Here is a 25,363-nt window from a genome sequence, read left to right as displayed (position 1 = left end):
ATGGCAACCATTGATAAGCATTCCTATGCACATATGTTCGGCCCCACTGTCGGCGACAGAGTACGTTTGGCTTTCGCACAGGCATTCAAGGAGATCTATAAAGATGGCAACCATTGATAAGCATTCATATGCACATATGTTCGGCCCCACTGTCGGCGACAGAGTACGTTTAGCCGATACCGATTTATGGTTAGAAGTTGAAAAAGATTATACCCAGTACGGCGAAGAAGTTAAATTTGGCGGCGGTAAAGTGATTCGTGACGGCATGGGACAGAGTCAGGCTTCTTGTTATGCCACGGTAGATTTGGTTATTACCAACGCGCTGATTGTCGATCACTGGGGCATAGTTAAAGCCGATGTCGGTATTAAAGAAGGCCGAATAGCCATTATCGGTAAAGCTGGCAATCCGGATATTCAGGACAATATCAATATCGAAATTGGTCCTGGCACCGAAGTGATTGCCGGTGAAGGTAAAATTTTAACCGCCGGCGGCATTGATGCGCATATCCATTTTATCTGTCCGCAGCAGATTGAAGAGGCGCAAATGTCCGGGGTCACCACTATGATAGGCGGCGGTACCGGTCCGGCAACGGGCACCAACGCCACAACCTGCACCCCAGGTCCGTGGAATATTCATAAAATGCTTCAGGCTACCAACGATTTTGCCATGAACTTTGGCTTTCTCGGTAAAGGTAATACCAGCCTGCCGCTGGCGCTTGAAGAGCAGATTGAAGCGGGTGTGTGCGGATTAAAACTCCATGAAGATTGGGGCACGACTCCGGCTACTATTGATAACTGTTTGAGCGTTGCCGAACGCTACGATGTGCAGGTAGCCATTCATACGGATACACTAAATGAAGCCGGTTTTGTTGAAGATACCATGGCCGCTTTTAAAGGTCGCACTATTCATACCTACCATACTGAAGGCGCAGGCGGCGGTCATTCCCCCGATATTATCCGCGCCTGTGGTGAGCCCAATGTATTACCCTCGTCAACTAATCCGACCCGCCCTTATACGGTCAATACCATAGATGAACACCTTGATATGCTGATGGTTTGTCATCACCTTGACCCTTCCATTCCTGAAGATGTGGCGTTTGCCGATTCGCGTATTCGCAAAGAGAGTATTGCCGCCGAAGATATTATGCATGATTTGGGCGCCATCAGCATGATCGCCTCGGACTCGCAGGCGATGGGCCGAGTTGGGGAAATGATCACCCGTACCTGGCAGACCGCACATAAAATGAAGCAGCAGCGCGGACCGTTAGCGCCGGACACTGAGCGCAATGATAACTTCCGTATAAAACGCTATATCGCTAAATACACTATCAATCCCGCGATTAGCCACGGCATCAGCCATGAAGTAGGCTCCATTGAAGTTGGTAAACTGGCCGATTTGGTTTTATGGAAACCAGCCTTTTTCGGCATTAAACCCGCAATGATCATAAAATCAGGCTTTATTGCCGCGGCGCCGATGGGCGATGCGAATGCTTCAATTCCGACACCGCAGCCCGTTTATTACCGCCCGATGTTCGGCTCATTCGGATCGGCGGCGGCGAAAACCTCGATGACCTTTTTATCGCAGGCGGCGATCGATCAAGGTGTGCCGGAAAAAATCGGCATGACCCGGATGGTAGGCGTGTGTAAAAATACCCGCAATATCGGCAAAAAAGACATGATCCATAACAGCTGGCAGCCAAAAATCGAAGTGGATGCGCAGACCTATGAAGTGCGCGCCGATGGAGAGCTTTTAACCTGTGAACCGGCCACGGAGCTGCCACTTACACAACGTTACTGCCTATTTTAATTTGTACTGCGTAGCTTATCTGCGCAGTACAAAAAAAGTATTATTTCATGCAGAAATTAGATAGGGAATAAACAAATAATGTTACAAGTATTTGAAAGACTCGACCATAGCCACGATGAAATTGATGATTCAATCACCTTAGATCACGATACTCGCAAAAAATCGCGGATTAAAAGCGTGACAGATAATGGAGCGGATATCGGTATTTTTGTGCAGCGTGGTCACCCGTTATTAGTGGGTGAGATATTAAAAACAGAATGCGGTTTACTAATTGAGGTTAAAGGTAAAGCTGAAGCGGTTTCAACCGCGGTGGCAAGCGACTGGCTGAATTTCAGCAAGGTCTGTTACCACCTAGGAAACCGCCATACCGCACTGCAAATCGGCGAATTATGGGTACGCTTTAAACCCGACCATGTACTCGAAGAGCTGGCTGAAAATTACGGTTTATCGGTGAATAATCAGCCCACAGTTTTTGAACCTGAAAATGGTGCCTACGGTGCACGCAGCCACGGTCATAGCCATGCACATGACAGCTGATAGGCAGAGAGCTGCTCTGAAACTTAACCGTTTACTGCAGCTGTGCAGTGCTAACTTGCCGGTCGGTGGGTTTTCATTCTCACAGGGACTCGAGTATGCGGTTGAGATGGACTGGATAAGCTGCCAAAAAAGTACCTTTGAGTGGATTGAGCTAAACTTAAGCGAGTCACTGGCACGCACCGACCTGGCCATTTTAAAGCGCCTCTATTTGGCCTTAGACAGCGGTGATTTTGCAGGCTTTAAACTCGCCAATCAGCAGCTTATCGCCTGCCGTGAAAGCAGTGAATTACGCTTCGCGGATCTGGCCATGGGTAAAGCCTTTGTGCGTTTATTAAAGCAGATCAACAGCCTAGACAGTGCGCCTTATTTGGATTTATTAAATGAGTCAGAACTGAGTTTTGTGAGCGTATTTGCTATTAGCGCTTACCTTTGTGAGCTCGATTTAATTTCAGCACAAAGCGGTTTTTGCTGGACCTATATCGATAATCAGGTTGCGGCAGCCACCAAATTAGTCCCCTTAGGACAAACCCAGGCACAAAACCTTTTATTTGATTTAAACGCAAAAGTGGATCATCTGCTGCGCATCGCCAACCAATTGAAAGACCATGACATCGGCGGCAGTTTACCGCGTTTAGCGATGGCCAGCGCCTGGCACGAAACCCAGTACACGCGATTATTTAGATCCTAAAAAAAATAATTTAGATCTTAAAAATTTAACCAGAGAGATTATTTATTATGAGAAAAAAACAACTTTTACGCATCGGCGTTGGCGGCCCGGTCGGCTCGGGTAAAACCGCCCTGCTCAGCCAGTTATGCCTCGCATTACGTGATAAATACAACATGGCAGTGGTCACCAATGATATCTATACCCACGAAGATGCGCAGTTTTTAACCCGCAATAATGCCCTGGCGGAAGATCGTATTATTGGGGTGGAAACCGGCGGCTGCCCGCATACCGCCATCCGTGAAGATGCCTCAATGAACTTGGCGGCCATCGATGATCTGCACGAGCGTCACCCCGACCTTGACTTTGTACTGGTTGAAAGCGGCGGTGATAACCTTAGCGCGACCTTCAGCCCGGAGCTTTCGGACTTAACCTTGTATGTTATTGATGTCTCAGCGGGTGATAAAATACCGCGTAAAGGCGGCCCGGGTATTACCAAATCGGATCTATTAATCATTAATAAAATAGATGTTGCAGACTTGGTCGGCGCGTCATTAGAGGTAATGGACCGAGATTCGAAAAAGATGCGCGGCGACCGGCCTTTTATCTTTAGTAATATGAAAACCCAGCAGGGTTTAGCTGAAATTATCGACTTTATTGAAACCGAAGGCATGCTTAAATAAGCGCCCTATTATCGCTAACTCGTAAAAAGGAAATACCATGAAATTTTTTACTTTTATATTTACCCTGCTACTTAGCACACAAGCCTTTGCCCATGAAGATCACGCCCTTGGTGAAGGGTCATTACACCTTATTTATCATGTCATTTTCTGGGGATTATGTGCAGTTGTTGCGGTGAAAGCGATGGGTTATTTTAAGAATAAGAAGAAAACAGAAAAATAAATTGATAACGGCTGTCGGCTATCGGCTGACAGCCAACAGCTTTCGCTTGTAAGCGCTTGGTTTAACTTTCTTTGTTGGAGTTTCGCCCTTGAAGGCGTGTAGAGGATGAGAAACCGCATCGCAGTTTGGCATTCTAATGTATTGAATTTAAACAAAATCAGTCTGTTAAAACTCAAGATTAAAGACCTCGCAACCTGAACAATGCCCTTGCGGATTCCAGTTACAAAAATTTTTTTAAAGTTAGTCAGTTAGGTGTGTGCCCATATTTAGGAGTTCCCGTGCTTTGCCCATCGAGCGCCCCTTTCTGCACCCTTTGTGTCATGGATAATAAAATCACTGACTATAATGAAACCTATCTTAAAATAATTCGGCAATTAAAAGAGATTACCAACACGCCGAATTACCTCTTTTTACAGCAACGCTTGGAGCAACACTAGTCAATAAAATTTCAAATATAGAACAACTGCTTGATCAAACAGATAAAGATATGTTGACTCAAAAAAGATGTTTCCGAAATTAACAATGGGCCATGGGGTCATCCATTAGTAAGTTTTTATAGGTTAAGAACGTTTGATTTGTTTGAAATCCTAAGCAAAAGACTTTAAACAACTTCATGTGCATATTTATCATTCTCTATAATATTTCATTTAATTTGGAAATATAAAAACTTAACTATCTCCCTTCACATTATTGATTGCCGAGCATGCACCGGATTTTTCTAATGCTTGCGCTCGATGATAAAGCGCTTCAAGTTGCTTTTTTGCTAGAACAGGATATTTGATTTCTGTTACTGAAATTTTATTTAACTTTTTCAGTAAATTTTGCTGCAATTTCACACACAGTGATGCGGCAATTCGTATTACTTCAGCTTCCATATCAGCGCCACAACCAATAAATTCACGACAGGAATAAGACCCTGTTTCCCCTACCAGGGCAATTAATTGTGAGAGTGTCACATTTGAAGAAAAATTGGGATATATTAAAAAGTTAGCTAATTGATAAGGCCCATTCTCATTACTACCGCCAATATTACTTCCCATAAACTCAAATGTAATTGTGTTGATACCGGTGTTCAGATCAATGCTAATATCAGCCCCAGCCAAAGTAGTGCGATCCAGAGAGCGGAGGTCAGCAGAAACCACATAACTTCCTGATACTTCAGTATCTATTGTAATGTCTACTTCTAGGGTTTCAAATAACCCATCATTATTTGAATCGACTCCTCGGTCGTCGGCTATTCCAGTTACGATTAACGGATCTCGTTCAAACTTATTTGTATCAATATTTAATTCGCCTAAATCAGTCCAAAGACCTAATATTTGAGCCCCTTTCCATATGTTTATTGAACTTACTTTCCACGGTTGTGATTTTAGTGAATCAAATATTTCAACATCAAAGCCCATATCCAATGTTGATTCGCTTTCACTAATAAGTGAAGTTTGAGTAATACTGTTACCATCCGCATCTGTTATTTCCGCTGTTATAGAGTATTCACCCTCTGTTCTGGGAGTGAGTTCTTCAAAGGTTAGAATAACTTTGTTTATCAAACCGTCACCATCAGAATCAACTTTATTTACACTATACTGACCTGACATTTGAATATCTAATTTTGCAACAGAGATGGATTCAGTGCTTCTCCCATTGTGGTTATTCCATTTGACTTGTATCAAAGCGTTATAATTTCCAGCAACGCTAAACTTTGAGATAGACGTATATACACCATCATCTTTCAAGTCGTCTGGGTATTGACCATCATCTTTTAAAGTCAATTGACTGGTGGTATTCCCGAGAGAATCAAATATATCAATGTTTACTGTTGCCTCAAGTGCTGGTTGAGCTTCGTGATACAGTATTACAGAGTAAGCTATGGCAGTATTCGAAGAGATATTTTTCGAAGGATTTCCTAATATCGATTTATACTGTAACCCTGGCGTTTCTAATACTGAAAAACTTGCACCTTCTTCTGTGCGCGCTTTGGCAGCGAAAAAATAAGTGCCGCTTACTGCTGAGTCTGAGCTAATCGTTACTAAAGTCTCATCATCGATTGAGCTGATTTCATCCTTCCAATCAAAACCGTAATCTGTTGCGTTACTCTGATTAATCGACGTTCCGTCAGGTAATTGAAAGCTTACATTTGCACTGTCAACGCCTGCCACAAACATTGAAATCTTACGGCTAGAAATAAAAAATTGTCCGTTATATGTACTCCCTTTATCAATTTCAAATGCTTGAGTTAAAGGAATAAGTGAGTCTGCATAGCTAAAACCACTCACCATAAAAAAAACTAAACAACATAAATATATTAAAGTTTTAATAATAACGTCCCCCATCCTAGGATAGATATTCCTTGTGATATTACTTCGTTTTATGACTAGTTATTAATTATAGGTCATGGGATCAAACCTTTTATTTTTCATTATTTAATCACTCTGAGTATATTTTTTATATTATCCAAAAATTAAATAGAAGTATGCATGAGTCGTCCTTTACGTTTGGAGTCCTCTGGCACATTATCATGTCACATCGCGTGGTAATGCCAGCAAAAGTGGGAACATAAGCCTTTTTTATTTCACCCCACTACTTTTATGAATATAACCCTAACGGTCGCTAGGCAATTTCCATTTATTTTTTACTGTTTAATCAAAAGCGGAGATATTCAAATTTTTTGATAAATAAGCCAAACCAATACGGCTACGAATTCCCCGTCCATTTTTATTGAAATGAATGCCGGCTTTAGCAAGAGAAAACATGGAGCGAATTGAACGACAGTTCAGTTTCATGAGCGGGCTAACTCTGCGACCCTTTGATTTATCGAACCTCAGCCAGTACAGGGACGTAATGTCGGAGATGGTGGGTTAAAAAGCGGTTGAGCAATGCAAGAATAAAGTTAAACCAACAGCAACAAGCGAAAGCTTACCAATAATAAATGCGGCATCTGACTACATAAAACGTGACAACGGAAAAAGTAGCACACCGTCAAAGGCAGAATACCGGCAAAAAAATCACACTATCAACCCCACAAGCAAAAGCTTACGAATAACCGATGCGGCTAGAGAATTCCGGGAGTTTGAAGAAGCGGATTAAATCTTGCTAATATTACCAAAATTGTTGAATAAAATAAAAACCTTGATAGTTTGTATTAACGCGCTATTGCCAGGGTAAAAACAACCCTAACAGAGTGTTTGTCGCCAATAGAGCAGACTTTATTAGGGAAAATTACTGTGCAGCATAATCAAGTTCATTTGATAACTTAAAAAGACTTGCCGCCGCCGGTCGGTTTTCATTTAATTGTTATTCCGCATAACCGAATGCTGGAGAACCGTTAATGCACCATCTTGCAGTTTCAGGTATACCGATTTCCACCGCTTCGTAGCGCTCAATAAATTCGAGGAGGTATTTGGCGGCCCCTTTAGCTAATTTCATACCTGACCTTCCGCCGTCTGAATCTAAAAATTTAAACTCTTCCCGCTTATATCCATGTTCGTAGATATGTTCAGCAAACGCATCGACTAAGGCTTCTTTTGAGTTATATTTTGTTATTTTTGATGGCATCATTTTTTCTCTGTTAATTATTTTTTTGATCGTTAATGAATTTTCGGTCTCTATGAACTCTGCACTTTTAATCATGATCTGGTGGCCTAATGCGCACTGTGGCGCTGTTTTATTTAATTATTTTAAGATTGTAAAATCTGCTCGTTTAAATAAATTTATGCTTCTTTAATCAGCTTGTGGCACATATTTATATAAATCGTCAATAAAACCCTATGCTGTCCGGAACGTTATATTCACAGACTCTCCCTGGTTATGTTATTAAATCTAATATGTTACAAAATATATTTTAATTAGATTTTACATAATAAGTTGCATATTTTTTGCTATGGGGGAATGGTGCATTGTGGCGAATAGTTATCGGCAACCCTTCGAATAAGACTATAATCCATTACATTGGCGGTTAAATATTGCAGGTATTGGGCGTTTGAATATTTAATTAAGCGCAAAGAATCAACTTCACAGCTACCAAGCGGCATTTCTAACCGGTTGATATTGTGATTAAGTTTGTGTTCTGTTTGTCGGTCACTGAATTTCATTAGGGTTTTAATGTTTGTCTTAAGTTTCTTATATTAACGTTAAGCCTGTTTTTATCAGGCAAATAATGGGCGATAGGGAAAATTTATAAATGGCACATAGTTGAGACATTCTCTCTTTTTTTCAGGAAAGCACTCTGCAGTAAAACTAGCTGTAAAAACTAGTCGTAAAGCTAGTCGCAAACTCGATGCCGTTTTTATAGTGTTTAATTGAACCCGTGTGATCTCATCAACCCGCTTGGCACATTTAAATTGCAAACACTCAGACGAATGACACTATTATTTTGATGGCACTCTGAACTGAAAAATATTTATTCAGGTGTGCTTCTTTTAGTGTTTGTTGAGCGATAGGAGGCGATTAAACAGAAGGGATAAGTTTGAATTTAATAAAGTTCCTGTCCTATAAGTTCCCTACATTACAGCACAGTGCCTGTGAGTATGCGCTTTTTTAACGACAACAAACATCATATCGCCAATATATTTATAAAAAAAATAAAAAAACTTAATCAGAATAAAATAAAACATTCAATTTACAACTTCTTCAACTAGCCGTCATTTCATCTTTATAGCACACCAAAAAATGCAAACCTCCAAGATTTTTTATAAATAAATCAACGTGATACAGTTAAAAATTGCCCGTCCATTTTTGTTGTAGTAGGAGCCGTTTTAAAACGCCAAAGATGCCCCGTCCAGTCTTGTTAGCGTGACAGGCTCTAAATAAGGCATTTGAGTTATACACCGAAAAAGTATCACGGAAAAATTTATTTACCCTATTTCTATTGCGCTGATAAGCATAACGCTCTCAGACTGTGTTTCGCTTTATCATCATCGTTTACGCGCAGTTAATGGCAAAACTCCAACAACAAAAATAACAGCAAAGACAGATCAACGAAGTCTTACTAAGAACAAAAAAAGGCAACATATAAACCTTTTGAAGTTCCGTTTATATGAGTATTATGTCTAAAAAGTAGAAGTAATTCACTGCTTGTTTTAACGTTTCCCTCTATTTATAGTAAAGGAATTAATGAAGTGAGCAAGTATTGCGAAGGAAAAATTAGCACTAACAAGGCGAGAGTTGTAGAAGATAGTTGTTCTCACTTCACAAAATTGTATGGAACAATGTTGAACAGCTTTAACGGACCACGTAGTGCTGAAGAACAGGATGTTCTGAATAAAACTCACAACGTGGTTAGGGGTGATTTTAACCAGCAAGGGTGATCACCTTTTTAGTTCTTTTGGTATAAATACTTAGACCCCACTAGAATAGATTGTCGTTGAATTTTTCTAGTCAAGTTTGATGCACCCTGTCTTTAATGGTTCTCAAGCTTTACATAACTCAGCAATAAAATATTGCGCTTCAAATTAGCCGGTAAAAAACCGACAATGATGATTACCATCATTACTTATATGTTGACTCACGTCAGAATGAATCAACACCAAATACAGAAGGTAGAATAACAAAAAATGTCATATCAACTAGTACTGATTTGTATTGCGGCTTTGATTGGCATCGGTATACTTTTGCATCATCCATCACGTACCTTTGGCATCCCATCTTTGCTGATTTTCATGGGAGTTGGTTTAGTCATCGGTAATGGTGAATTTGATTTTGTTTATGATAATTTATCTTTAACATCACTGGTTGGAAACATCGCCCTCAATATCATTGTTTTCGTTGGCGGCCTGAACACATCAACGGCCAGCGTTCGTATTGCCTATCGAGAAGGAGGCCTGCTATCAACGCTTGGGGTCTTGCTTACCACAGTATTTTTTTCCATATTACTTTCTTTTACATTAGATTTATCTTTTATTCATTGTTTGTTATTTGCAGCCATCGTTTCCTCAACGGATGCTGCCGCGGTTTTCTCTATTTTAAAATCAAAAAAACTTAAATTAAAAGAACAAACCGATACCGTACTGGAGTTTGAGTCCGCCACCAATGACCCTATTGCACTCATTTTAGTTGTACTGTTAACCGACCTGGCACTCGCACCTGATAACCCAATCTCGATAAGCACCATTGGCTCAGAGCTAGTCACTCAAATTTTAAGCGCATTAGCCATTGCTTTTTTTGTCGGCCGGCTAAGTGTGTGGTTACTTAACCATATCAAGCTTGAGGAATATGGGTTAATCCCTGTTTTTATTCTCGCCAGTTTTGTACTGGCAACCTACGGTAGCGAGTTTGCTGGCGGTAATATTTTATTGGCATCCTATGTGGTTGGCGTGGTAATAGGAAATGGTATCAAGCGAGGGAAAGAGATAACTAAGCATTTTTTTAATAGCGTTTCATGGTTGGCTCAGGCGCTAATGTTTATTGCGCTGGGTCTGCAAATATTTCCACAACAGCTTTTTGATGTTCTTTACCTTTCTCTGATACCTGCGCTATTGCTGATTTTGGTCGCAAGACCTTTAGCCGTTCAAGTCTGTTATTTAGCCTTTCCTAAAGCAAGCTGGAAAAAACGGCTGTTTATTTCATCTATTGGGCTGAAAGGAGCCACACCTATTGTATTTTCTTTGATCCCCGCAGCTGCGGGGGTTAGCTCTGCGCTGACTATCGTCAATATGGTGTTTTTTATTGTCTTAATATCGGTTTTTTTTCAAGGTGCGGCTATCGAGCCACTGGCCAAAAAACTCCAACTGAATATTGACACAAAGAGCAATAATTAAACTATTTTCCAATCTAGCATTCACAGACTTTTCAAATCGATAAAACCGCCAGCAAAGGGAGGGTCATTTATGTGGACGTTTTAGCAGGTGCAAACCACAACGAATTGAACGCCGATTAAGACTTATAAGCTTGCATACCTATTTTACGGTTAAAAGATCGCGTCTACACGCACTCAAAGGCGACACTGCAGCAATAAAGTGATTAGCAAGAAGCAAAATCCAGTGAATGGCCGCCTGACACTCGAACTTGAGCGCGGCGGCGTTTGTGGGATGATTAGCTTTTGACCTTCTCTATCATGTGATTTATGACGTGGCTGTGCAGTTGTTGAGGGCTAAACATGACTATCTCCGCGTCGGCGTTGACCTTTACATTGTGCCCGGGCGGCCAGTAAAACAGATCATTCGCGTTGACGGTTTCCTGCATGCCCTGCGCATCCGTTGTCGTGAGTTGCCCGCACAACACAAAACCCCAGTGCGGGCACTGACACATATCGCCATCAAGTCCCTGGAATAACGGTGTAGTATCAACACCAGCCGAGAGACTGAAGTACTCGCCACTGATCTTACCTAACCCGGTGGCATCGCCGAATTCAGTTTGCTGACGGATCACGGCGCCTGGAATCTGCATCTTAACGTCTATATCTTCTTTGGCTATGCGCATGCTGTTTTCTCCTTTGTGTCGGTGGATACTTCAACTATCAAAGCTCTGTAATGATCGCTTTAAGAAAGCGGGAAAAATTTTTAGATAACACTAAATAATCTTTCCACTTTTTAAAAATCCGTGTTCATTACTCTGGTAGGGAGTTTGATTATTGGCATTAATCTTTAGAATTATAAGCGTAGTACAAAAAACTCATGGGAAAAAATCAAGGCTAAGACGGGTATTAAATGATGACAGAGGTGATAACACCAGGCGCGCTATCGATCACATAAGTCCCACACCGCACTTTAATTACAAACAATGATTTGAAAAAATAAGATTAAGGATAAAAACACATTAAATATTGACGGCCAACAGAAGAGATAAAAAGACGGCTTATCCAATAACAGGGTTTATGTAACCCGCACAGTCTGTCCTTATTTGTTATGATTTTTCATGCTGACAATTCCAGCAGATTTCAAAAGAAGGATCATTTTTCTCAGAACAATTTTCACAAATCCAATCAACTGTTGTACTACGACGCTGTGATAATGTTACGATTTCTACTGCCCGGTCAAAATCTGAATCATTATAAATCCAAACTTCGGGCCAAGAATCTAAGGGTGAGATTTCCCCTGCTGCACCTTGGGCAAATTCATTTTTAATAAATGTATCTATTTCTTGCGCCTCAATGAGGTTTTTTACATTGCTCACAAGAAACTGATTTTCGTTGCTATAAACCATTTTCATTATTAAATCCTCATATACACACTGTTAACAGATTGTTAGTCAGGCGGCTATTTACCACCAGCAATATCGACAAACGCAGCTGTTATCTAAGGTACGTCATCTGATAAAAGAAAAGCGATAGAGGCTGCAACTTCTTCTGGCATACCACCCCGTTTAAAGTTTTTAACTCGCTCAATTCGTTGTGATCTTAGTATAATTGATGCTGTTGTGCTGAATTTTTCACTTTATTTGGTTAACTTATTCAATGCTCAGCAAGGTACAACAGAACGGCGCTGCTATTGCGCTTTATATTGACTGGTTTCAATCAGCAGCGCAAAGAGATCAACTATCTTTGGATCGAGTTTTGTACCTTTTTCACCGTGTATTATTTGCATTGCTTGATGGTGTGTTTTTGCCTGATGGTAGGAGCGTGATTGTGTAATAGCATCGTAACTGTCGGCCACGGAAAGAATACGCGACAGAATAGGTATCTGCTCTCCGCTTAATTGATCAGGGTAACCTTGGCCATCGTAATGCTCGTGATGATGGCGTACGATGTTGGCAATGGCCGGAGTGTTTTGTATCTCTAATTTTTTAATAATATCCTCGCCCTTCTGTGCATGGCTTTTCATTATCAGCCACTGATCTGGCTCCAATGTACCGGGTTTTAAGAGAATATTATCTGGAATACCAATTTTACCAATATCATGCAAAGAGGCGCTTATTTTAAGTATGCCTATTTCAGTTGCTGATAATTGACAGGCGATTCCGAGCGCTTCAGATAAAGCGATTACCCGCTGAGAGTGGCGTTGGGTGTGGATATCCCGATGCTCTAAAGCACATCTCAAGGCTTCAGTGCAGAGGCAAAGTTTATTATAATCGAGCTGAATCTTGTCCATGAAGCGCTCCATAGTTATTACCACTGTAAAATCAGTTGGAAGTAATTAATACACCAAGCACAATCGAATAACAATATGCGCTCGGTCAAAATATAATCAAACGTCAAGTGTATGAGAGCTATCTTCTGATTTATCAATGCCTAGGGGCATTTTTACATCCCCCACCGGCAAACGCTTGTATAACCCCCACAAGCGCAAAACCTTGAGTTTTTTCTGCTTTAGTGACGGTTTTTAGGTTTTTTTTATAGCCATTGAGATTAAAACTCAGCCCCTTTAAAAGCAATAAAAAACCCACCCCTGTTCATCCACAATCACCTAAGAGTAACCTTTCTCAACTATTCCCATAGCAATAAAAGGGTTTAACTTCGCTGGCTTCATAGCTATAAATTCTTTATAGTTAATAGTTAAATTTATCAGTAACAATTAAAGAGAATAAAACATGACTGGAATCATTAAAACATCCGAAGAGATCGAAAAAATGCGTATTGCCGGACAATTGGCTGCAGATGTATTGACGATGATCGAACCTTTTATTAAAAAAGGGGCCACCACTAATGAATTAAATCAAATCTGCCATGATTATATTGTCGATGTACAAAAAGCTATTCCGGCACCTTTAAATTACCACGGTTTTCCAAAATCAATCTGCACATCTCTTAACTATGTGGTCTGTCACGGTATTCCCAATGATAAAGCATTGAAGGAAGGAGATATGATGAATATTGATATCACTGTCATTAAAGACGGTTATCACGGTGATACGTCAAAAATGTTTCCGGTTGGTAAAACCTCTATTATGGCGGAACGTTTAGCGCGTATTACCCAGGAATGTTTATATATCGGCATTAAGTTAGTAAAACCCGGTACACGTTTGGGCGATATTGGTGCAGCAATTCAAAAACATGCAGAAAAAAACAGCTATTCAGTGGTACGTGAATATTGCGGACATGGTGTTGGTGTAGGCTTCCATGAAGAGCCACAAGTGCTGCATTATGGTAAAGCCGGAACCGGTGAAACACTGAAAGCAGGACAATGTTTTACCATTGAGCCGATGATCAATGCAGGTAAAAAAACCTGTAAAGTCCTTAATGATGATTGGACTGTTATTACAAAAGATAAAAAATTATCGGCACAATGGGAACATACTTTGTTAGTCACTGAAACAGGTGTCGAAATATTAACCCTTCGCCCTGAAGAAACCATCGCACGTATTATTAATCATGACTAATTTAAGTCTTTTGAATTAAACTTTTCTCTTATATCACGGGTGCTTTGCACCCATCAATTAGCCCTAATCAGAGGTCAAAATGGACATGGATTTTGAACCGCTTTCCCCGAACAATATATCTAAAGACAACCTGACGCTGCCCTTTCTGAAAAATCATTTAAATGAATTCCGCGAATGGCAGCTTGAGAGCTTTAAGCGCAAACATAAAATAGCCGAAATTGTGACACTGCGTGCCCGTTATATTGATCAACTCTTAAGCCGTCTGTGGGATCATTTAGGACTGGCGTCATGTGATGATCTCTGCCTGGTTGCCGTTGGCGGTTATGGTCGCGGAGAACTGCACCCGAAATCTGATATTGATCTGCTTATTCTTTCAAAAGAAGGGTTTAATGAAGCCTCGGAAAATAAAATAAGTGCCTTTATTACTCAATTATGGGATCTGAAACTTGATATTGGTAACAGCGTACGTACCCTAAAAGATTGTTTTGAACAGGGTAGTGCCGATATTACCGTTGCTACCAGTATGATTGAAGCACGTTATCTCAGCGGCAACCAACAAACTTTTGAAGAGTTGACCGCCCTGATTGATGATAAAACTTTTTGGCCGTCGGATCAGTTTTTTACCATTAAAAAAGAGGAACAAATTAAGCGCCATAAAAATTGCCGCGGTGATGGTTACAACCTCGAACCGGATCTTAAAAACGGCAGTGGTGGTTTGCGTGACATTCAAACCATAGCTTGGATTGCCAAGCGTCATTTTGGTGTTAACAGCCTGATAGAATTAACCGGTTCCAACTACATAACACAAGGCGAGTACCGTGAGTTAGTCGACTGCCAGGCGTTGCTCTGGACAATTCGGTTTGCGCTGCATTCGGTGACCAATCGACCCGATAATCGTCTGCTATTTGATTATCAGACAGAAGTATCCCGCCTGCTTGGTTACTCCGGATCCGGTAATACCGCTGTTGAGCAGATGATGAAAGCCTTTTATCAAACTATTCATCGCGTAAAAGAGCTCAATGAGATGTTACTGCAATATTTTGACGAGGCTATTTTAGGCAATATTGCAACGCACATTGAAAATATTGATCAAAACTTTCAATTACGCGAAGACATGATTGAACTTAAAAGCAAATCATTATTCAACGAGCAACCAGAATCAATCTTACAGTTATTCCTGCATATCGCTGAAAACCCAAAAATTAAGGGGATCTACTCACCCACCCTGCGTGAACTCCATGGTGTGCGCCGCTGCTTAACGCACTGGCTGCAGAACATTCCCGAGTGCCGCGATATTTTTATGGAAATTATCAGGCACCCCCGGGGGATGGGTTTGGCATTCACTCTAATGCATAAATACGGCGTTCTAGCCGCGTATATTCCCCAGTGGAGCCGTATTGTCGGACAGATGCAGTTTGACTTGTTTCATGCTTACACCGTTGATGAGCATACCCACAAACTGATTAACAATATTTACAATTTTACTGCAAATAAACAGATCTACCCTCTGACAACTGATATTTATAATGAGCTGGATAAACCTGAACTGCTTTTTTTAGCCGGTATTTTTCATGATATTGCTAAGGGCCAAAAGGGCGACCATTCCACACTGGGTGCTGTTGATGCGCGGGCATTTTGTGAGTTACACGGACTCAGCCGCTATGAGAGTAAAACCGTCGCCTGGTTAGTCAAGGAACACCTGACCATGTCGGTAACGGCACAACGTCGCGATATCAGTGATCCGCGCGTAGTCATTAAATTTGCCAAAATAGTGCGTGATGAAAAACGTTTAAATCTATTACAATGTTTAACCGTTGCTGATATTCGCGCCACCAACGAAGAAACCTGGAACAGTTGGAAAGCCGCTTTGTTACGCGATTTATATTTCAGCACATTAAAAGTACTGCGCCGCGGATTGGAAAATCCGCCGGATATTCGTGACCTGATCCGTGACAGACAGCGTAAAAGTCTCGCTATTTTACGCGAGCAAGGCATTACAGACACCCAGGCAAAAACCCTTTGGAAACGCTTTAAGCTCGATTACTTTTTCCGTTATCGCTCGCAACAGATAGCTTGGCATACTAAAAATCTTTTAGCGCATAAAGATCATAGCCTGCCGATGGTGTTAATCAGTGAGCAAAAAAGTAGCGAAGCAACTGAAATTTTTGTCTATCAGAAAGAGATGCCGGCGTTGTTCTCCAGCGTGGTGACCATCATTGATAATAAAAAACTCAATATTCATGATGCAAAAATCCTTTCCAGCAGAGATGACTTCTCATTAAGTACTTTTACCGTATTAGAAGAAGATGGCAGCCACCTTGACCCTGAGAAAATTCAGCGTCTCAAGAAAGCGATAGAAATGGCGCTGCTTGCACCGGAAAAAGTCAACCGACAACAAACTCGTCTGGCACGCGTTAAACGACAATTCAAATTTGAACCGCAGGTGACTTTTTTACCGACGCGTCGTAAACGTACCCAAATTGAACTGGTCGCTTTTGATGCACCGGGGATTTTAGCGGATATTGGCGAGATTTTCAGGTTCAGCGGGATGGTTCTTTTTACGGCCAAAATAACCACCATTGGCGAACGTGCGGAGGATCTTTTTATTATTTCAACGGTTGAAGGTAATGCACTGACTGAGCAGCAGGAAGAAAACTTAAAAGCCCAGTTAATGACCAAGCTTAGCCCTGAGTGATTAAATTTTACAGCCAGCAATGTTAAATAATTAGTGGCGGGTTAACATTCGCCATTAATTTTATTCTCTTTCAAAGGCAACAAAATCATGGCTTAATACAGCCAAAGATACTTTCTCCCCGACCTTCAACTGCATGCAGTTACCATAATGATTACTCTGCTTTACAATATAAGACTGACCTAAATAATCAATGCTGATATGTTGGTATGCACCTAAAAAATCAACCTTTGTTATAGTACCTTTGCCTAGGGGATCGACTTCAACCGCAAGCTGCTCCGGTCGTAATAACAGGGTCAAGGGGGTATTAACCGAATGTTCAATAATCGCATTACAGTTTAATAAACCAAGATCCGACTGATAAGAATATTTATCCTTTACCGTTACTCGAAGATAATTACTTAAGCCCATAAAGTCAGCCACATACATTGAGTTGGGATGACTGTATAATGTTTGCGCAGTATCAATTTGCACTATTTTACCGGCCTGCATCAACGCAATTCTATCGGCAAAAGCAAAACCTTCCTCTTTAGAATGGGTGACAAATAATGCGCTCATGGAATGCGCTTTAAGTAACTGTCTGATTTCATCGATTAACTTAAAACGCACATGATGGTCTAAATTTGAGAAAGGTTCATCTAATAACATCAGTTCAGGTTGATAGGCCAGCGCACGGGCAATCGCTATCCGCTGCTGCTGTCCGCCTGAAAGCTGATGTGGAAAACGATCGGCAAAATCTTTTAAGCGTACCAAGGTTAATACTTCAGTAACAACCTGTTGCTGCGCGGTGCGGCTGAGTTTATGCAATGAAAAGGCGACATTGTCAAACACATTTAAGTGCGGAAACAATGCATAATCCTGAAAAATTAAACCTACTTTTCGTTCTTCCGGTGGAATATTAATGCCCATACTATTCACTGTTTTAGCATTTATTTTTATCTCTCCGGACAATTCTATCTGCAGCCCGGCAATCGCTCTTAGCAGGGTTGTTTTTCCGCAGCCGCTCTCTCCCAATAAACACACTATTTCATTATCAGCGAGCGCCAGATCCAGCGAATTAAGTACTTGGTTATTTTGATAAAAACAGCTTAATTTATTAACAGTAAGGGTCGACATTAAGAGGCTTTCTCCATTAAACGGCTGACAACAATAAAAGGCACAAGCCCCATTAAAACAATTAATAAAGCGGGTAAGGCGGCGTATTCTATCATCTCATCGGAAACAAATTGATAGGCATAAGTTGCCAGAGTTTCAAAATTAAACGGGCGTAATAATAAAGCCGTGGGCAGCTCTTTCATGGCCTCGATAAAAACCAAAATAAAGGCACTGAGCATGCCTTTGCTGATTAACGGCAAATTAACCCGGCGGATAGTTTGTGCCGCGCTTTCCCCAAGCGTGCGCGAGGCACTGTCTAATGACGGAGAAACTTGCGCCAGACTGCTGTCTATACTGCCCACGGCTATCGCACTAAAACGTACTAAATAACCGGCCACTAACACAAACAGCGTGCCTGAAAAAAGCAAACCTACCCTTGAATAACCATGCTCAAGGAGTTGTCCGTCGAGCCACAAATCCAGACTGCTTAAGGGAATAAGAACAGCAATTGCAACCACGGTACCCGGCAGCGCATAACCTAAGGAGGATAAGCGGATCGTCGCTTTGGCTAATGCTCCCGGTGATAAACGCTGGTAAAAATTAACAATTAATGCGATTAACAGCGCTAAAGAGGCCACAATCGTTGCCAGCCAGACGCTGTTTAGGGTGTATGTCCATAAAGAAAGGTTAAGTGACTGGCTGAAATAGAGGCTCGCATAATAAAATAGAACGGCTAAGGGCAGGATAAAAGCAAAAAATAACAGTCCCCAGGAAAAAACTAATACTCCCCACTTTCGCCAGCCCCGTAAGACAAAACGCAACTCCGTATGGGTTGCACCACTGCGCTGGTATAATTTTTGTCTGCGCCGGCTGTGATTTTCGAGGCTGATTAAAATAACCAATGCTAATAACATCAACGATGATATTTTTGCAGCAGTGGTCAAACTGCCGAGCTCCAACCAGGTATTATAAACGGCCGTGGTTAGGGTGCTGACTGCAAAATAATGAACCGTTGCAAAATCGCCCAATGTTTCCATGGCAATTAATGATAAACCAACGGCCATAGCAGTACGAGAAAGCGGTAAAGAAACACGAAAAAAAGCGCGTGTCGGAGATAAACCCAGAGTGCGGGCAGCCTGAAACAATCCACCGGATTGCCCTAAAAAAGCACCTCGCAATAACAGATACAAATAAGGAAAGAGGCTTAAACTTAAAATAATGATTGCCCCGGAAATTGTGCGGATATCGGGGAAATAATAATCAGAGGTATGCTGCCAGCCCATTAATGCGCGCAAAAAATGCTGTACCGGACCTGAAAAATCCAGCAGGTCAGTATATACAATGGCAACAATATAAGGCGGAAGAGCCAGGGGAAGCATTAACGCCCACTGTAATATGCTGCGACCGGGGAATTCGCAACAGGCAACAAACCAGGCAACGGGCAGTGCAAAAATAAAACTTAGAGTAATCACCCCTAAGATCATCAGCAATGAATTTAAACTGTAATCCCACAACACCGTATCAATTAAGTGTTGAAAACTACCGCTGTCATCGATCTGAAAAGCACTTAAAATAAGTGCTAATATTGGCGCAATTAAAAGGCAAGTTACTGCCCATGGCAGTAACTTGTAAAGATTGACTCTAGAGATCAAATTTGACTTCATCCAGTAATTTTATAGCGGTTTGATGCTGCTTGGCAATATCAGAAAGCGCAATGGAATCTGCTTTGAATTCGCCCCATGATGCGACTAATTTAGAAGGCGCCACGTTTTTGTTTACCGGATACTCGTAATTAACTTCTGCATACATTTTCTGTGCAGCTTCACTTGACAAAAACTCCATCAGTTTAATGGCACTGCTTTTGTTGGGTGCATACTTAGTCAAGACCACACCACTGACATTAACATGTGAACCGGTTGTTGCCTGATTCGGGAAATTAATATTAACGGCTTCAGCCCAACTCACCTGTTGCGGATCGGCAAGCATCTTACCCAGATAATAACTATTACCTAATGCGTAATCACAAAGACCGTCTTTAATCGCTTTGACTTGGTCACGGTCATTACCCTGTGGTTTACGCGCAAGGTTAGCTTTTAAGCCTTCCAGCCAGGTTTTGGCAGCGGCTTGACCGTCATGAGCAATCACAGAAGCAAGTAATGAGACATTATAAGGATGCTTGCCTGCACGCATACAGACCTTGCCTTTAAATTCCGGGCTGGCCAAATCTTGGTAAGTGATATTAGCAGCAGGGCCAATGCGCTCAGCAGAAGAGTAAATATTACGTACTCGGGTTGTTAATGCAAACCAATGCTGTTTCGGATCGCGATATTGGCTGGGGATATTTTCATTTAGTATTTTACTGTCAACGGCTTGGGTAAGATGGTCATCATTGATCATCATTAAGCGGCTAAAATCCGAGGTTAATACAAGATCCGCAGGCGATAATTTACCTTCCCGCTTAACTCGCTCAATCAGACCATTTTTAGCAAACAATATATTTACTTTAACACCCGTTTCTGTTGTAAATTTATCCATAATCGGCTCAATCAGAAAAGGTTGACGAAATGAGTAAATATTTACTTCTTCGGCATGAACTGCAAAGCTGGCGACACTTAAACTTGACAAAATAACAGCAGAGGTCAGGAATTTTTTTATAAACATTTTATTGTCCTAAATAGGAATTGTTATCGATAAAAAGGATACTAATGATAACTATTACCATTAGCAAGCAGTTTTCTGCTTTATTGAAACTTTATTGATTTAAAACAAAATAATAACGCAGTCAACAAGCAGTTCAACAGAGACACCTGACCAATATCGTTTCTCTGTGATACTCAATTTAAAAATAAACACGCACTACAGAGACGGCGACACAGCCTGGACGACGGGTATTTTGTATTTCGACAGAAATCTCTTTTTCTATTTCTAAACCATTTTTGACCGGCGTGACTTTAATCAAACGACTATGAGCTCGAATAACGCTGCCTGTTTTAACCGGATAGGGGAAACGAACTTGGTTAAGGCCATAATTAACTGTCATTTTAGAATTTGGATAAAGCGGTTTTTCAGGATTCACACTATCGGTTAAACGCGGTAATAAAGACAAGGTAAGAAAACCATGGGCAATGGTGGTTTTAAAAGGAGAATCTTTTTTTGCCCGATCAACATCGTTATGCAGCCACTGATGATCTTCAGTTACATCAGCAAACTGGTCAATTCTCTGTTGAGAAACCGTTACCCACTCACCAACATGTACTTCTTCTCCGATCTGATTTTGCAAAGATAAAAACAGCTCTCTTGCTTCGGGTAACAACTGCACCGGTTTTTGCGCTACTTTGACAGAATGACCATCTTTTAAGACCGCATATTCTTTCACATAGGATAAAATCTGACCTTTATTGCGATGCGCATTCTTGATGAATAACGAATAATAATCTCGAATAGAAGGAGACATCCATTGTTTAAAATCAATGCCAAACTTTCCCATAAATTCAATTTTATATTTATTAATATCAAATCGTTTCATTTAATAATTCCAAGTTAATGGTGAAAGAAAATATCTGTTTATCACTCAACACCATCAAACCAGACTATCATTGATATTTTTTAATACTTCAACGGGATTTTGTGCCTGGGTGATTGGACGGCCAATAACCAGATAATCAGAACCGGCATCAATTGCTTGTCTGGGTGTCATAATACGGCGCTGATCACCCGCATCACTGCCCAGCGGACGAATTCCCGGCGTTATTAATTTAAACTCAGCACCTAATAAGGTTTTTAATTCTGCCGCTTCGTGGGCCGAACATACCACGCCATCCAGACCGCTTAATTTAGCCAGCTTAGCAAGGCGCTTGACCTGTTCCGCCGGGGATAACTCAATGCCTAACTCTAACAAGTCACTTTGATCCATGCTGGTTAACACTGTCACTGCTATTAATAGCGGTGCCTTAGTTCCATAGGGTGCCAGAATATTTTTTGCAGCCTCCATCATGCGCCGTCCTCCGCTGGCGTGCACATTAACCATCCACACTCCTAAATCAGCAGCCGCTTTAACGGCACTGGCGACGGTATTGGGAATATCATGAAATTTAAGATCTAAAAAAACATCGAACCCCTGGGAAACCAGATGTTTAACAAATTCAGGCCCGAAATGGGTGAACATCTCTTTACCAATCTTTAAGCGGCAACTAGTCGGATCCAGTTGATTGATAAAATCTAATGCTTGTTGTTTGTCTTGATAGTCTAATGCGATCACTACCTTAGGATCTACTAACTGATTCATTCTATTTCCTGTCTTTTAACTATAATTTGAATTTTAAGACGAGAAGGCCGGAAAACTAAACAGCGTTCCAGCCTTCCTGCTTTCCAGCGTTCCCGCCTTTAAGCATTCATTTTTTATTCGCCGTCCAGCCCGCGAATAGGTTTAATTCTTCCCCAATTTTTACAGGAAGGACATTGCCAATATAATTTTTTGCTCGAATATCCACATTTTTGACAACGATATTTAGGACGCAGTTTAATCTGCTCTGTCACCAGCTTTTGTAAAAAAGTGAGACTTTCTTTTTCACTTGTCGATTGGGCTAACTGTAAATGATAAGTCATTAAATGGTTAAAGCCTTTCATCGTAGTATTGCGGCTTAACTCCTGCAACATAAATTCCTGAGCTTTTTTAATGCCGTGATATTTGGCAATAAGTTCAGCTAATAATATAACGGCACTGGCTCCTGCGCCGATACTGACAATATTATAAAGGTAGTCTATTAATTCCTGTTCACTGCCCTGCTGCTGATGTAATTTTAATAATCTGTCTAATACAACTTCAGTGAAATCAATATCCAATTCAGGAATTGAGTGTAAAATTTGTAACGCCTTTTGGGGGTTATTTTGTACAAGATAATAATCGCAGAGAGCAATATTTGCGCGTATACAATTTGGAAAAATAGTTAATGCCTTTTGATAAAGTTTAACTTTTTGTTTGTCGTCATCCGGTGTTTTTAATTGTTCTGCCAGACTGCAGTAGAGGTAGGATAATGTCCTGCGCTTTTTTATCCCCTTGGATAATTTAAACAAAGATTCGGTCACCATCACCGCATCTTTCCACTCTTTAAGCTGCTGATAGATAAGCAGCAGGTTTTCCAGTGCAACCTCCTGATATTCAGGCGATCCTTTTAACTGTATAAATATCTTTTCACTGCGATCAAATAAACCAGCCTGATAAAAGTCTTTACCTAATTGCAGTAGGGCCAAATCCCGTTGTTCCAGGGTCAGAGAGGGACGTGCAATTAAGTTCTGGTGAATTCGAATAGCACGTTCAACCTCGCCACGCTGGCGGAATAGATTGCCTAATGCGAGATGTGTCTCAATGGTTTCATTATCAACCTCCAGCAGCGCAATAAAATGATCGACCGCTTTGTCGGGTTGATCACTTAGCAAAAAATTCAACCCCTGGACGTAATCTCTGCTGAGCTTATTGCCTTTTTTTTGTTTCTTTTGATGTACGCTGCGCACCCCCATATACCACCCATATAAGGCAGCAACAGGAAGTAAAAGAAAAAACAGTTCTTGCACTAAAAGTTAATCTTTTACAGGTAAAGCACGTAACTCATTAAGTTCTTTACTCTGCTTTTTATTCATTTTAAGTAACTGCCTGTTTTTTATTTTTAATTTCAAAGAAAAGAGTACGGCAATAATGCCCGATGTAATAACACCAATTAAAAATATAATTGCTAATAATGTAGCAAGACGCATTTCACTTTGCGCCAGCAAATAATTAATATTTACTAACTGCTGATTTTTTAAACCGAGTAAAGCTGCAACCACAAAGAATAAAATTGTAATAATTAGAGTAATAATACGTTTCATAGCGATACCTTAGCAAAAAAGATGAGTTACCAGTTTAGTATATATTAAACAGGGAATAAATCATTGATATGGATGTATTGCAGATTTTATTGCGCGAATTGCAGACAAAACAGATAAAAATAAAGATTGATGTTTTTAAAGGATGCAGAGGAATTGAAAATAAAAAAATGGTGCTTTAAAAGCACCATTTTTTAGTTAAGCATTTGTCGCATTTACCCGCTCTCTCAATGCTTTGCCGGGTTTAAAATGAGGGACATACTTACCATTGAGTTCAACTCTATCACCTGTTTTGGGATTCCGTCCAACCCTTGGGGCACGATAATGTAAAGAGAAACTACCAAAACCTCTAACTTCAATACGTTCGCCTTGAGCAAGTGTATTAGCCATTAATGATAGTGTTTCTTTTACGCTATCTTCCACTTCTTTTACCGACAATTGAAAGTGCTTACTGGTTAGTCTTTCGATCAGATCAGACTTAGTCATAACTTACCTCGTGCTCAAATTTGAATACAGTAAACCGACTCCAGTTAATGCTAATTATTACCCAAGCTATCTGGAAAATCGGAAATGTTTTTCCAAGTAATTCAGGTAAGAGTGGCTGATTACCAGCCACTCAATAATTATTTGCCTTTAGCTGCGTTAAACGCATCAAGCATCGCATTACCCATGCTTGCTTCGTCTTGTTGTTTCAAGCTATCAATTGCTTCTTTCTCATCAGCTTCATCTTTTGCTTTAATAGAAAGGCTAATTACGCGGTTTTTACGATCTACACCAACGAATTTAGCATCAATAGACTCACCAGCTTTAAGTACTGTAGATGCATCTTCAACACGCTCACGTGCAATATCAGCTACACGAATGTAACCTTCAACGCCATCAGCAAGAGTAATAGTTGCACCTTTAGCATCAACTTCAGAGATAGTCCCTACAACAATAGACCCTTTCTTGTTTTCTGCTAAGTAATTATTGAACGGGTCAATAGCAATCTGTTTGATTCCTAAAGAGATACGCTCGCGCTCAGGGTCAACTTGAAGTACAACAGCTTCAATCTCATCGCCTTTTTTGTAATCTAGAACAGCTTTTTCGCCTTCAACTTCCCAACTGATGTCAGAAAGATGTACTAGACCATCGATGTTGCCATCAAGACCGATGAAGATACCAAAGTCAGTGATAGATTTAATCTTACCAGAAACTTTTTGACCTTTATCATGCGTTGAAGAGAACTCTTCCCATGGATTAGGTTTACACTGTTTAAGACCTAGAGAGATACGACGACGTTCTTCATCGATATCAAGGACCATAACTTCAGCACTGTCACCAAGGTTAACAACTTTAGACGGGTGAATGTTTTTGTTAGTCCAATCCATTTCTGAAACGTGAACCAAACCTTCAACACCTTCTTCAATCTCAACAAAACAACCGTAATCAGTTAAGTTAGTCACTTTACCAGTTAGACGAGTTGATTCAGGGTAACGCTTAGCGATTGCTACCCATGGATCTTCACCAAGTTGCTTAAGACCTAGCGATACACGAGTACGCTCACGATCAAATT

General features: G+C 40.8%; 24 protein-coding genes. 9 read left to right on the top strand and 15 right to left on the bottom strand.

What is annotated here, in order from left to right; all coding sequences use genetic code 11:
* The 6 genes from ACJAZP_RS15035 to ACJAZP_RS15010 all read left to right on the top strand — a co-directional run bounded on the left by ACJAZP_RS15035 (window position 1) and on the right by ACJAZP_RS15010 (window position 3,911).
* Window positions 1–117 (top strand): hypothetical protein, encoded by a 117-nt coding sequence (locus ACJAZP_RS15035; protein WP_415231559.1) that lies wholly within the window; start codon window positions 1–3, stop codon window positions 115–117.
* Complete coding sequence (gene ureC / locus ACJAZP_RS15030; RefSeq protein WP_415231558.1) at window positions 104–1,807, top strand: urease subunit alpha; 1,704 nt, start codon at window positions 104–106, stop codon at window positions 1,805–1,807. Before ACJAZP_RS15035 ends, ureC begins: the two co-directional genes overlap by 14 nt.
* A gap of 78 nt (window positions 1,808–1,885) precedes the next feature.
* A complete protein-coding gene (gene ureE, locus ACJAZP_RS15025; protein WP_415231557.1) occupies window positions 1,886–2,344 on the top strand; it encodes an urease accessory protein UreE in 459 nt (152 codons plus the stop codon).
* On the top strand, window positions 2,328–3,032 hold the full coding sequence (locus ACJAZP_RS15020) for an urease accessory protein UreF (protein ID WP_415231556.1): 705 nt from the start codon (window positions 2,328–2,330) through the stop codon (window positions 3,030–3,032). The genes ureE and ACJAZP_RS15020 overlap by 17 nt, the downstream gene beginning before the upstream one ends.
* A gap of 47 nt (window positions 3,033–3,079) precedes the next feature.
* Window positions 3,080–3,691, top strand: a complete 612-nt coding sequence (gene ureG / locus ACJAZP_RS15015; protein ID WP_415231555.1) for an urease accessory protein UreG — start codon at window positions 3,080–3,082, stop codon at window positions 3,689–3,691.
* 37 nt (window positions 3,692–3,728) lie between these two features.
* Window positions 3,729–3,911, top strand: coding sequence for a hypothetical protein (locus ACJAZP_RS15010; RefSeq protein ID WP_415231554.1), 183 nt, complete (start codon window positions 3,729–3,731; stop codon window positions 3,909–3,911).
* A gap of 668 nt (window positions 3,912–4,579) precedes the next feature.
* On the opposite strand, the gene ACJAZP_RS15005 is transcribed toward ACJAZP_RS15010, so the two are convergent.
* From ACJAZP_RS15005 to ACJAZP_RS14995, 3 genes are all read right to left on the bottom strand, one after another.
* Window positions 4,580–6,241, bottom strand: a complete 1,662-nt coding sequence (locus tag ACJAZP_RS15005) for a choice-of-anchor X domain-containing protein (RefSeq protein WP_415231553.1) — start codon at window positions 6,239–6,241, stop codon at window positions 4,580–4,582.
* Window positions 6,242–6,547: 306 nt separating this feature from the next.
* Entirely contained in the window at window positions 6,548–6,691 is a 144-nt protein-coding gene (locus ACJAZP_RS15000) for a hypothetical protein (RefSeq protein WP_415231552.1), read from the bottom strand.
* A gap of 511 nt (window positions 6,692–7,202) precedes the next feature.
* The gene (locus tag ACJAZP_RS14995; RefSeq protein WP_415231551.1) at window positions 7,203–7,538 is read right to left on the bottom strand and encodes a hypothetical protein; all 336 of its coding nucleotides are present in this window, start codon (window positions 7,536–7,538) and stop codon (window positions 7,203–7,205) included.
* A gap of 1,922 nt (window positions 7,539–9,460) precedes the next feature.
* Between ACJAZP_RS14995 and ACJAZP_RS14990 the strand changes: the two genes are divergently transcribed.
* Window positions 9,461–10,663 carry a potassium/proton antiporter gene (locus ACJAZP_RS14990; protein WP_415231550.1) on the top strand — a complete coding sequence of 401 codons (1,203 nt, stop codon included), beginning with the start codon at window positions 9,461–9,463 and terminating at the stop codon, window positions 10,661–10,663.
* 274 nt (window positions 10,664–10,937) lie between these two features.
* Here the strand turns inward: ACJAZP_RS14990 and ACJAZP_RS14985 are convergent, their stop codons facing one another.
* From ACJAZP_RS14985 to ACJAZP_RS14975, 3 genes are all read right to left on the bottom strand, one after another.
* A complete protein-coding gene (locus ACJAZP_RS14985) occupies window positions 10,938–11,324 on the bottom strand; it encodes a hypothetical protein (RefSeq protein WP_415231549.1) in 387 nt (128 codons plus the stop codon).
* Window positions 11,325–11,747: 423 nt separating this feature from the next.
* On the bottom strand, window positions 11,748–12,053 hold the full coding sequence (locus ACJAZP_RS14980; protein ID WP_415231548.1) for a DUF2007 domain-containing protein: 306 nt from the start codon (window positions 12,051–12,053) through the stop codon (window positions 11,748–11,750).
* Between the two features lie 275 nt (window positions 12,054–12,328).
* Window positions 12,329–12,931, bottom strand: a complete 603-nt coding sequence (locus ACJAZP_RS14975; protein ID WP_415231547.1) for an HD-GYP domain-containing protein — start codon at window positions 12,929–12,931, stop codon at window positions 12,329–12,331.
* A gap of 439 nt (window positions 12,932–13,370) precedes the next feature.
* Between ACJAZP_RS14975 and map the strand changes: the two genes are divergently transcribed.
* Window positions 13,371–14,159, top strand: coding sequence for a type I methionyl aminopeptidase (gene map, locus ACJAZP_RS14970; RefSeq protein WP_415231546.1), 789 nt, complete (start codon window positions 13,371–13,373; stop codon window positions 14,157–14,159).
* Window positions 14,160–14,244: 85 nt separating this feature from the next.
* Entirely contained in the window at window positions 14,245–16,854 is a 2,610-nt protein-coding gene (gene glnD, locus ACJAZP_RS14965) for a [protein-PII] uridylyltransferase (protein ID WP_415231572.1), read from the top strand.
* 60 nt (window positions 16,855–16,914) lie between these two features.
* On the opposite strand, the gene ACJAZP_RS14960 is transcribed toward glnD, so the two are convergent.
* From ACJAZP_RS14960 to ACJAZP_RS14920, 9 genes are all read right to left on the bottom strand, one after another.
* The gene (locus ACJAZP_RS14960; RefSeq protein ID WP_415231545.1) at window positions 16,915–17,967 is read right to left on the bottom strand and encodes an ABC transporter ATP-binding protein; all 1,053 of its coding nucleotides are present in this window, start codon (window positions 17,965–17,967) and stop codon (window positions 16,915–16,917) included.
* Window positions 17,967–19,610: an ABC transporter permease gene (locus tag ACJAZP_RS14955; RefSeq protein ID WP_415231544.1), complete on the bottom strand. Its 1,644-nt coding sequence runs from the start codon at window positions 19,608–19,610 to the stop codon at window positions 17,967–17,969. The genes ACJAZP_RS14960 and ACJAZP_RS14955 overlap by 1 nt, the downstream gene beginning before the upstream one ends.
* Window positions 19,588–20,607: a Fe(3+) ABC transporter substrate-binding protein gene (locus ACJAZP_RS14950; RefSeq protein ID WP_415231543.1), complete on the bottom strand. Its 1,020-nt coding sequence runs from the start codon at window positions 20,605–20,607 to the stop codon at window positions 19,588–19,590. Before ACJAZP_RS14950 ends, ACJAZP_RS14955 begins: the two co-directional genes overlap by 23 nt.
* A 178-nt stretch (window positions 20,608–20,785) precedes the next feature.
* Window positions 20,786–21,472: a MaoC family dehydratase gene (locus tag ACJAZP_RS14945; protein WP_415231542.1), complete on the bottom strand. Its 687-nt coding sequence runs from the start codon at window positions 21,470–21,472 to the stop codon at window positions 20,786–20,788.
* Window positions 21,473–21,526: 54 nt separating this feature from the next.
* The gene (pyrF, locus tag ACJAZP_RS14940) at window positions 21,527–22,231 is read right to left on the bottom strand and encodes an orotidine-5'-phosphate decarboxylase (RefSeq protein WP_415231541.1); all 705 of its coding nucleotides are present in this window, start codon (window positions 22,229–22,231) and stop codon (window positions 21,527–21,529) included.
* Between the two features lie 113 nt (window positions 22,232–22,344).
* Complete coding sequence (gene lapB, locus ACJAZP_RS14935) at window positions 22,345–23,517, bottom strand: lipopolysaccharide assembly protein LapB (RefSeq protein ID WP_415231540.1); 1,173 nt, start codon at window positions 23,515–23,517, stop codon at window positions 22,345–22,347.
* Window positions 23,518–23,523: 6 nt separating this feature from the next.
* The gene (locus ACJAZP_RS14930; protein ID WP_415231539.1) at window positions 23,524–23,811 is read right to left on the bottom strand and encodes a LapA family protein; all 288 of its coding nucleotides are present in this window, start codon (window positions 23,809–23,811) and stop codon (window positions 23,524–23,526) included.
* 195 nt (window positions 23,812–24,006) lie between these two features.
* Window positions 24,007–24,294 carry an integration host factor subunit beta gene (gene ihfB / locus ACJAZP_RS14925; protein ID WP_415231538.1) on the bottom strand — a complete coding sequence of 96 codons (288 nt, stop codon included), beginning with the start codon at window positions 24,292–24,294 and terminating at the stop codon, window positions 24,007–24,009.
* 137 nt (window positions 24,295–24,431) lie between these two features.
* Window positions 24,432–25,363, bottom strand: a 932-nt coding sequence (locus ACJAZP_RS14920; protein ID WP_415231537.1) for a S1 RNA-binding domain-containing protein, incomplete at its 5' end; no start/stop codon positions are given.

The organism is Psychromonas sp. (assembly GCF_047632955.1).
Classification (GTDB): Bacteria; Pseudomonadota; Gammaproteobacteria; order Enterobacterales; family Psychromonadaceae; genus Psychromonas.
This window is presented reverse-complemented; position numbering and strand designations above follow the sequence as displayed.